Consider the following 8,268-nt stretch of genomic DNA (forward strand, 5'->3'; position numbering starts at 1 on the left):
AGACCTGTCAGGAGAGCAGCCCATGCCACTCTCCCCTATGACCAGTGCAACCACTGGCTGGTAAACTGCCCGTCATATCCATTCAGGGCAGTACCAGCGGGAATACGGTTTATTCGTCTTCCAGCTCGATGTTAATACCCAGAGAGCGGATCTCTTTCAACAATACGTTGAAAGATTCCGGCATTCCTGGTTCCATCTGGTGGTTGCCATCCACGATGTTTTTATACATCTTGGTACGGCCGTTAACATCGTCGGACTTGACGGTGAGCATTTCCTGCAAGGTGTACGCGGCACCATATGCTTCCAATGCCCACACTTCCATCTCACCGAAGCGTTGACCACCGAACTGCGCCTTACCACCCAGCGGTTGCTGAGTAACCAGGCTGTACGAACCGGTTGAACGAGCATGCATTTTGTCATCCACCAGGTGGTTCAGTTTCAGCATATACATGTAGCCAACTGTAACCTGACGTTCGAATTGCTCACCAGTACGACCATCAAACAGGGTAATTTGCCCAGAAGTCGGCAAGTCACCCAGTTTCAGCAGTTCTTTAATTTCTTTCTCTTTCGCACCATCAAATACTGGTGTTGCAATTGGCATACCTTTTTTCAGGTTTTCTGCCAGACGCATAACTTCTTCATCAGAGAAAGTGTTCAGATCAACTTTCTGACGGGTTTCATCACCCAGGTCATAAGCTTTCTGGATAAATTCACGCAGTTTGGCGACTTCTTGCTGCTGTTTCAGCATCGCGTTAATCTTGTCGCCAATACCTTTCGCAGCCATCCCCAGGTGAGTTTCCAGGATCTGACCAATGTTCATACGTGATGGTACGCCCAGCGGATTCAGTACGATATCTACCGGAGTGCCGTTTTCATCGTAAGGCATATCTTCGATCGGGTTGATCTTTGAGATAACACCCTTGTTACCGTGGCGGCCCGCCATCTTATCACCAGGCTGAATCTGACGCTTAACCGCCAGATAAACTTTAACGATTTTCAGCACACCCGGTGCTAAGTCATCGCCTTGTGTGATCTTACGGCGTTTAGCATCCAGTTTTTTCTCGAACTCAGTTTTCAGTTCGTCATACTGTCCAGCCAACTGTTCCAACTGATTCTGTTTTTCTTCATCAGCCAGACCCAGTTCTAACCAACGCTCACGAGGCAGTTTATCCAATTTCTCAGCTTCAATGCCGCCAGAAATCAGGACAGAACGGATACGGGCAAACAAGCCAGCTTCAAAGATCCGCAACTCTTCTGTCAGGTCTTTCTTAGCCTGACGCAGTTGCATCTCTTCGATTTCCAGAGCACGTTTATCTTTTTCAACGCCGTCGCGGGTAAATACCTGTACGTCGATAACCGTACCGGATACGCCATTTGGTACGCGCAGAGAAGAGTCTTTAACATCAGACGCTTTCTCACCGAAGATAGCACGCAGCAGTTTTTCTTCCGGCGTCAGTTGAGTTTCACCTTTAGGTGTCACTTTACCAACCAGAATGTCACCGCCAGTAACTTCTGCACCAATATAAACAATACCGGATTCATCCAGTTTGGAGAGTGCAGCTTCACCCACGTTAGGAATGTCAGCGGTGATCTCTTCAGGCCCTAATTTGGTATCACGAGACACACAAGCCAGTTCCTGGATGTGAATAGTTGTAAAGCGATCTTCCTGGACAACACGCTCAGAAACTAAGATGGAGTCCTCGAAGTTATAACCATTCCACGGCATGAACGCTACACGCATGTTCTGACCCAGCGCCAATTCACCCAAGTCAGTGGATGGACCGTCAGCCAGTACGTCACCGCGTTCTACTGGTTCGCCCAGAGAAACACATGGCATTTGGTTAATACAGGTGTTCTGGTTAGAACGGGTGTATTTAGTCAGGTTATAGATATCAATACCCGCTTCACCCGAATACATTTCGTCTTCGTTTACTTTGATAACGATACGGGATGCATCAACGTACTGAACCACGCCGCCGCGTTTAGCAACGGAAGTTACACCTGAGTCAACCGCTACAGCACGTTCCATACCTGTCCCTACCAGCGGCTTGTCAGCGCGCAGTGTAGGAACAGCCTGACGTTGCATGTTTGCACCCATCAATGCACGGTTTGCGTCATCGTGTTCCAGGAATGGGATCAAGGAAGCACCGACGGAAACCACCTGTTGAGTGGAAACGTCCATATATTCAACCTGTTCACGGTTGAATAAGCTGGATTCGCCATAGTTACGGCAGGTGATCAGATCTTCAACGAAGTGACCTTCATCGTCCAATACGGTGTTTGCCTGTGCGATAACGAAGTTACCTTCTTCAATCGCAGACAAGTAATGAATTTCATCAGTGACAACACCATCACGAACCAGACGGTATGGGGTTTCAAGGAAACCATACTCGTTAGTCTGCGCATAAACAGACAATGAGTTAATCAGACCGATGTTCGGACCTTCCGGGGTTTCAATTGGACATACACGACCATAGTGAGTTGGATGTACGTCACGCACTTCGAAGCCCGCACGCTCACGGGTTAAGCCACCTGGGCCTAACGCAGAAATACGGCGTTTGTGAGTAATTTCAGAAAGCGGGTTGTTTTGGTCCATAAACTGAGACAGCTGGCTGGAGCCAAAGAATTCTTTCACCGCGGCTGAAATCGGCTTGGCGTTGATCATGTCCTGAGGCATCAGGGTATCCAAATCACCCAGAGACAGACGCTCTTTAACCGCACGTTCAACACGTACCAGACCAACACGGAACTGGTTTTCTGCCATTTCACCCACGGAACGGATACGACGGTTACCTAAGTGGTCAATATCGTCGACTTCGCCTTTACCGTTACGGATATCAATGAGTTTCCTCATAACATCAATGATGTCATTTTTACTCAGAATACCGGAGCCTTCAACTTCTTCACGGCTCAATGAACGGTTGAATTTCATACGGCCAACCGCAGAAAGATCATAACGATCTTCTGAGAAGAACAGATTTTCAAACAGATTTTCTGCTGCTTCACGAGTTGGTGGCTCGCCAGGACGCATCATGCGATAGATCTCAACCAAGGCACCTAAACGATCATTGGTTGGGTCAACACGAAGAGTCTCGGAGATATATGCCCCGTGATCCAAATCGTTGGTGAACAGGGTTTCGATAGATTTGTGACCAGACTGGCTCAAACGTGCCAGCAGATCCAAAGAGAGCTCCATATTCGCAGCACAGATGATTTCACCTGTGTTGGTATCAATGTAGTCTCTTGCAACAACTTTGCCCGCGATGTATTCAACCGGAACCTCAATACGGTTCACTTCGTCTTTTTCTAACTGGCGGATATGACGTGCGGTAATACGGCGGCCTTTTTCAACATAAACTTTGCCGTTTGCTTCAATATCAAAAGAAGCCGTTTCACCACGCAGACGCTCTGGCACCAGTGTCATCTGGAGTTTGTTGTCACGAATTTCGAAAACAGTCTTACTGAAGAACAGGTTCAGGATGTTTTCAGTGCTGTAATCCATTGCGCGCAGAATAATGGTCGCCGGCAATTTACGGCGACGGTCAATACGCACAAACAGGTTATCTTTTGGATCGAATTCGAAATCTAACCAAGAACCACGGTAAGGGATAATACGTGCGTTATACAGCACTTTACCGGATGAATGAGTTTTACCCTTATCGCTGTCAAAGAATACACCAGGACTACGATGTAACTGGGAGACAATGACCCTCTCAGTACCATTGATAACAAAAGTACCGTTGTCAGTCATGAGTGGAATTTCACCCATGTAGACTTCTTGTTCTTTGATGTCTTTGACTGTGCCTTCCGGTGCTTCACGTTCATAGATGACCAGACGCAGTTTAACGCGCAGAGGTGCAGAATAAGTAACACCACGAATCTGACACTCTTTAACATCAAACACTGGCTCACCAAGACGGTAGCTAACGTATTGCAGCTCCGAACTGCCGCTGTAGCTCTGAATTGGGAATACAGAACGGAATGCCGCTTCTAAACCATTCTGGCCTTCTGGATCTTGCTCGATAAACTTCTGGAACGAGTCAAGTTGGATAGAAAGGAGATAAGGTACATCCAACACTTGTGGACGCTTACCAAAATCCTTACGAATACGTTTTTTCTCGGTATAGGAGTAAACCATAGGGTTCCTCAGCTCGCTGATCAGTGACCCACTCTGTCCGCCCTAAAGGACAGCTCTTTACGACACTGTTTTTTCGAACAGAAAATTGAATTATTTTCCGTAATACTCATTGCTATTACTCTTAAATCATTTCATTGCGCTACTTTACTACCGAGCTACCCGAGTGGATCGTAGCTGAGAACGCAGTATATTAAGTCGTCAATAGGAAAAAGTATTTGGGGGTTAATTAGCAGCCAAACAGTGGAAATGCTACTAATGCCCTACAGCGCAAAAAGGCTGGTGATTAAAAAATCACCAGCCATCAGCCTTTAAAGTCAGGCTGCTAACTCAAAACTGAACTTACTTGATCTCAACAGAAGCACCAGCTTCTTCCAGAGATTTTTTCAATGCTTCAGCGTCATTTTTGCTGATAGCTTCTTTCAGTGTAGCGTTTGGAGCGCTTTCAACCAGGTCTTTCGCTTCTTTCAGACCCAGGCCAGTTGCGCCACGTACTGCCTTGATAACGGCAACTTTGTTAGCGCCAATAGCAGACAGAACAACGTCAAACTCGGTTTGCTCTTCAACAGCTTCAGCAGCACCGGCAACTACAGCTACAGCCGCAGCAGCAGAAACGCCGAACTTTTCTTCCATTGCAGTGATCAGTTCAACAACATCCATGACGGACATTGTTGCAACTTTGTCCAGAATTTGTTCTTTAGTGATAGACATAACAAGTGTTCCTAAAATTCAGAAATAATTTATACGTTAAAAAGCAACGAAGGAAATTGGCAATTAAACTGCTTCTCTCTGCTCGCGTAACGCTGCCAGTGTACGAACCAGTTTGCCTGCAACGGCTTCTTTCATGGTTGACATCAGGCGTGCGACTGCTTCTTCGTAAGTTGGGAGTGTCGCCAGACGGTCAATATTGGCCGCGGAAATAAACTCACCTTCAAAGGCTGCTGCTTTAATCTCGAATGCTGGATTCGCTTTCGCGAACTCTTTGAACAGACGAGCAGCTGCGCCCGGATGTTCGTTAGAGAAAGCAATCAAGGTTGGACCAATAAACGCTTCTTTCAGGCACTCATATGCAGTACCTTCAACAGCACGGCGGATCAGTGTGTTACGAACAACACGGATATAAACGCCAGCTTCGCGACCTGCTTTACGCAGTTCAGTCATTTTACCTACAGTAACGCCACGGGAATCCGCAACAACCGCAGACAGCGCGCCTTTGGCTACTTCGCTGACTTCAGCAACAATCGCTTGTTTGTCTTGAAGATTTAGTGCCATTAGCTTCTTGCTCCTGGATTAACCGGGAAGAACCCGGAACTCACATCACTCATAACACCAACAAGGTGTCTGAGCTCTAAAACACGGTGAGCAGAATCCAGAAATAAATTTCATTTGGCTCTGTCACCGTCTACGCAGGGATATTAAGTAATCACTTACACCTGCGGTCTTGGACGGGGCTTGGATTAGGCCAAGCTCCAACCGAAAATTGTTTGTTTAGCTAATAAATAATCTATCAGCCAAACATAAGGCGCCAAATCTTAGACAAATCTGACGCCAAGGTAAAGCGATAATCACATTCAGTTCAAATTAAACTGAAGCGCTCAGACCAGACTGGTCAATCGCTACACCTGCGCCCATAGTAGTGGACAGGCTAACTTTCTTAATGAAAATACCTTTAGCAGAAGATGGTTTTGCTTTTTTCAGCGCAACCAGCAGAGCTTCCAGGTTTTCTTTCAGTTTGTCAGCGTCGAAATCAACTTTACCGATAGTGGTGTGGATAATGCCATTTTTATCGTTACGGTAACGAACCTGACCTGCTTTAGCATTCTGAACAGCTTCAGCAACGTTAGGCGTTACAGTACCTACTTTAGGGTTTGGCATCAGACCACGTGGGCCCAGGATTTGACCTAGTTGGCCAACAACGCGCATTGCATCTGGCGATGCGATAACAACGTCAAAGTCCATTTCGCCTTTTTTAACCTGCTCAGCCAGGTCTTCCATACCTACCAGTTCAGCACCAGCGGCTTTAGCAGCTTCAGCGTTTGCACCCTGGGTAAATACAGCTACGCGAACGGAACGGCCAGTACCGTGAGGCAATACAGTTGCACCACGTACGTTCTGGTCAGATTTACGAGCGTCGATGCCGAGATTAACAGCAACGTCAACGCTTTCTACGAATTTAGCAGTTGCCAGCTCTTTCAGCAGAACAACGGCTTCGTTAATGTCATACTGTTTAGTTGCATCAACTTTTTCACGAATTGTGCGCATGCGCTTGGTCAGTTTAGCCATCGATTAACCCTCCACTACCAGGCCCATGGAACGAGCAGTACCTTCGATTGAACGCATCATTGCGTCAACGTCAGCACCAGTCATATCCGCAGCTTTAGTTTCAGCAATTTCACGAATCTGAGCGCTGGTCACTTTACCAACTTTATCTTTATTCGGTTTGCCGGAACCTGATTTAACACCAGCGGCTTTTTTCAGCAGAACAGCAGCTGGTGGGGTTTTGGTAACGAAAGTAAACGAGCGATCGGAATAAACAGTGATCACAACAGGAATTGGCAAGCCTTTTTCAATGCTGTCAGTTTTAGCATTGAACGCCTTACAGAATTCCATGATGTTAACACCCTGCTGACCTAAAGCAGGACCTACTGGAGGGCTTGGGTTAGCCATACCAGCTGCAACCTGCAACTTGACATAGGCTTGTACTTTCTTAGCCATTGATAATTTCCTCTGTGTGGGTGATATCGCCTTGTTTAGAAGGCTCCCCTGTTATTTCAGCCCCGCCGCTTCAGGCCAGGCCACTAAAAACAAAAGGCGCGAAATTGTATGTTAATTTCACGCCTATTGCAAGCCAGCTAGAAGATATGCCTAGAAATTAAGCTTTCTCTACCTGACTGAAATCCAGCTCAACAGGTGTAGCACGACCAAAGATAGAAACCGATACCTTCAAGCGGCTTTTCTCGTAGTCGACTTCTTCCACAACACCATTGAAGTCTGCAAATGGACCATCGCTGACACGGACCATTTCGCCTGGTTCGAACAATGTTTTTGGCCGTGGTTTATCACCAACCTGCTGAAGACGATTCATAATCGCATCAACTTCTTTATCACTGATTGGTGCCGGGCGGTCAGATGTGCCACCGATAAAACCCATGACACGCGGTACGCTGCGAACAAGATGCCATGTTGCATCGTTCATAATCATTTGTACCAGTACATACCCAGGGAAGAATTTGCGTTCACTTTTACGACGCTGGCCGCTACGAATCTCGACAACTTCCTCTGTTGGCACCATCACTTCGCCAAAAGAATCTTCCATATCATGTAGTTTGATATGTTCACGTAAAGATTGTGCAACACGACCTTCAAACCCGGAGAATGCCTGTATGACATACCAACGTTTTTTTGGGGAATCCGACATCTTAGAACCTCAGGCCTGTAATAAATGAAACTAAACGCACCAGGATGCCGTCAAGACCCCAAAGGATCAAAGACATCAATGCAGTCACTGCCGCCACAATCAAAGTTGTGTGCAACGCTTCCTGGCGAGTTGGCCAAATGACTTTGCGCATTTCAACGCGGGCTTCACGGGCAAAAGCCAGTGTGGTTTTACCTTTAGCTGTCCAGAGCGCAACCGCTCCCGCAAGAGCAACAATAACAACAACCGCTATCGCGCGCAAAGGAAGGCTATACTCCCGATAAAGGTAGTTACCAACGATAGCAGCCGTTAATAAAGCTGCCACTAATAGCCATTTCATTACCTCAAGACCGCGCCTGCTTTCTTGAGCATCGCTATTCGCACTCATAAACCAACCTGTAACTATGATTTAAATAGATAGCCAGCTTGCCTCGCAAGAGCAAAACAAATCAGACCGAACCAAAAAATTTGAGTGATTGTATCTGACTTGGCACCATAATTCAGTATGACATTGTATATCTGAGAGATATATAGCCAATTCGTTGTATCAGAGCCTATCTCACCAATAATTAAAAACAACTATTGATGAGATAGGTTCTTATAAAACAACGTACAAAAAGGGCATCAGTTGATGCCCTTTTAGAGTAATCACATCAAAAAATTATGCGATAACTTTAGCAACAACACCAGCACCTACTGTACGGCCACCTTCACGGAT

7 protein-coding genes are annotated in these 8,268 nt (G+C 46.5%); all 7 read right to left on the reverse strand.

What is annotated here, in order from left to right; all coding sequences use genetic code 11:
- Positions 1 to 109: 109 nt before the first annotated feature.
- The 7 genes from rpoB to secE all read right to left on the reverse strand — a co-directional run bounded on the left by rpoB (position 110) and on the right by secE (position 7,938).
- Positions 110 to 4,138, reverse strand: a complete 4,029-nt coding sequence (gene rpoB / locus LGZ99_RS13915; RefSeq protein ID WP_021322881.1) for a DNA-directed RNA polymerase subunit beta — start codon at positions 4,136 to 4,138, stop codon at positions 110 to 112.
- Between the two features lie 339 nt (positions 4,139 to 4,477).
- The gene (gene rplL, locus LGZ99_RS13920; RefSeq protein WP_021322882.1) at positions 4,478 to 4,846 is read right to left on the reverse strand and encodes a 50S ribosomal protein L7/L12; all 369 of its coding nucleotides are present in this window, start codon (positions 4,844 to 4,846) and stop codon (positions 4,478 to 4,480) included.
- Positions 4,847 to 4,909: 63 nt separating this feature from the next.
- Entirely contained in the window at positions 4,910 to 5,407 is a 498-nt protein-coding gene (rplJ, locus tag LGZ99_RS13925) for a 50S ribosomal protein L10 (protein ID WP_021322883.1), read from the reverse strand.
- A 309-nt stretch (positions 5,408 to 5,716) separates the two neighbouring features.
- Positions 5,717 to 6,418: a 50S ribosomal protein L1 gene (gene rplA, locus LGZ99_RS13930; RefSeq protein ID WP_021322884.1), complete on the reverse strand. Its 702-nt coding sequence runs from the start codon at positions 6,416 to 6,418 to the stop codon at positions 5,717 to 5,719.
- A 3-nt stretch (positions 6,419 to 6,421) separates the two neighbouring features.
- Entirely contained in the window at positions 6,422 to 6,850 is a 429-nt protein-coding gene (gene rplK / locus LGZ99_RS13935) for a 50S ribosomal protein L11 (RefSeq protein WP_021322885.1), read from the reverse strand.
- A 157-nt stretch (positions 6,851 to 7,007) separates the two neighbouring features.
- Positions 7,008 to 7,553 carry a transcription termination/antitermination protein NusG gene (gene nusG / locus LGZ99_RS13940; protein WP_011144820.1) on the reverse strand — a complete coding sequence of 182 codons (546 nt, stop codon included), beginning with the start codon at positions 7,551 to 7,553 and terminating at the stop codon, positions 7,008 to 7,010.
- Between the two features lies 1 nt (position 7,554).
- Positions 7,555 to 7,938: a preprotein translocase subunit SecE gene (gene secE / locus LGZ99_RS13945; RefSeq protein ID WP_021322887.1), complete on the reverse strand. Its 384-nt coding sequence runs from the start codon at positions 7,936 to 7,938 to the stop codon at positions 7,555 to 7,557.
- Positions 7,939 to 8,268 lie beyond the last annotated feature (330 nt).

Origin of the sequence: Photorhabdus temperata, from assembly GCF_025384845.1 — a bacterium.
Classification (GTDB): Bacteria; Pseudomonadota; Gammaproteobacteria; order Enterobacterales; family Enterobacteriaceae; genus Photorhabdus; species Photorhabdus temperata.

Excerpts from the sequence above, each read along its gene's own strand:
- rpoB (WP_021322881.1), bottom strand. The coding sequence starts at position 4,138 with ATGGTTTACTCCTATACCGAGAAAAAACGTATTCGTAAGGATTTTGGT.
- rplL (WP_021322882.1), bottom strand. The coding sequence starts at position 4,846 with ATGTCTATCACTAAAGAACAAATTCTGGACAAAGTTGCAACAATGTCC.
- rplJ (WP_021322883.1), bottom strand. The coding sequence starts at position 5,407 with ATGGCACTAAATCTTCAAGACAAACAAGCGATTGTTGCTGAAGTCAGC.
- rplA (WP_021322884.1), bottom strand. The coding sequence starts at position 6,418 with ATGGCTAAACTGACCAAGCGCATGCGCACAATTCGTGAAAAAGTTGAT.
- rplK (WP_021322885.1), bottom strand. The coding sequence starts at position 6,850 with ATGGCTAAGAAAGTACAAGCCTATGTCAAGTTGCAGGTTGCAGCTGGT.
- nusG (WP_011144820.1), bottom strand. The coding sequence starts at position 7,553 with ATGTCGGATTCCCCAAAAAAACGTTGGTATGTCATACAGGCATTCTCC.
- secE (WP_021322887.1), bottom strand. The coding sequence starts at position 7,938 with ATGAGTGCGAATAGCGATGCTCAAGAAAGCAGGCGCGGTCTTGAGGTA.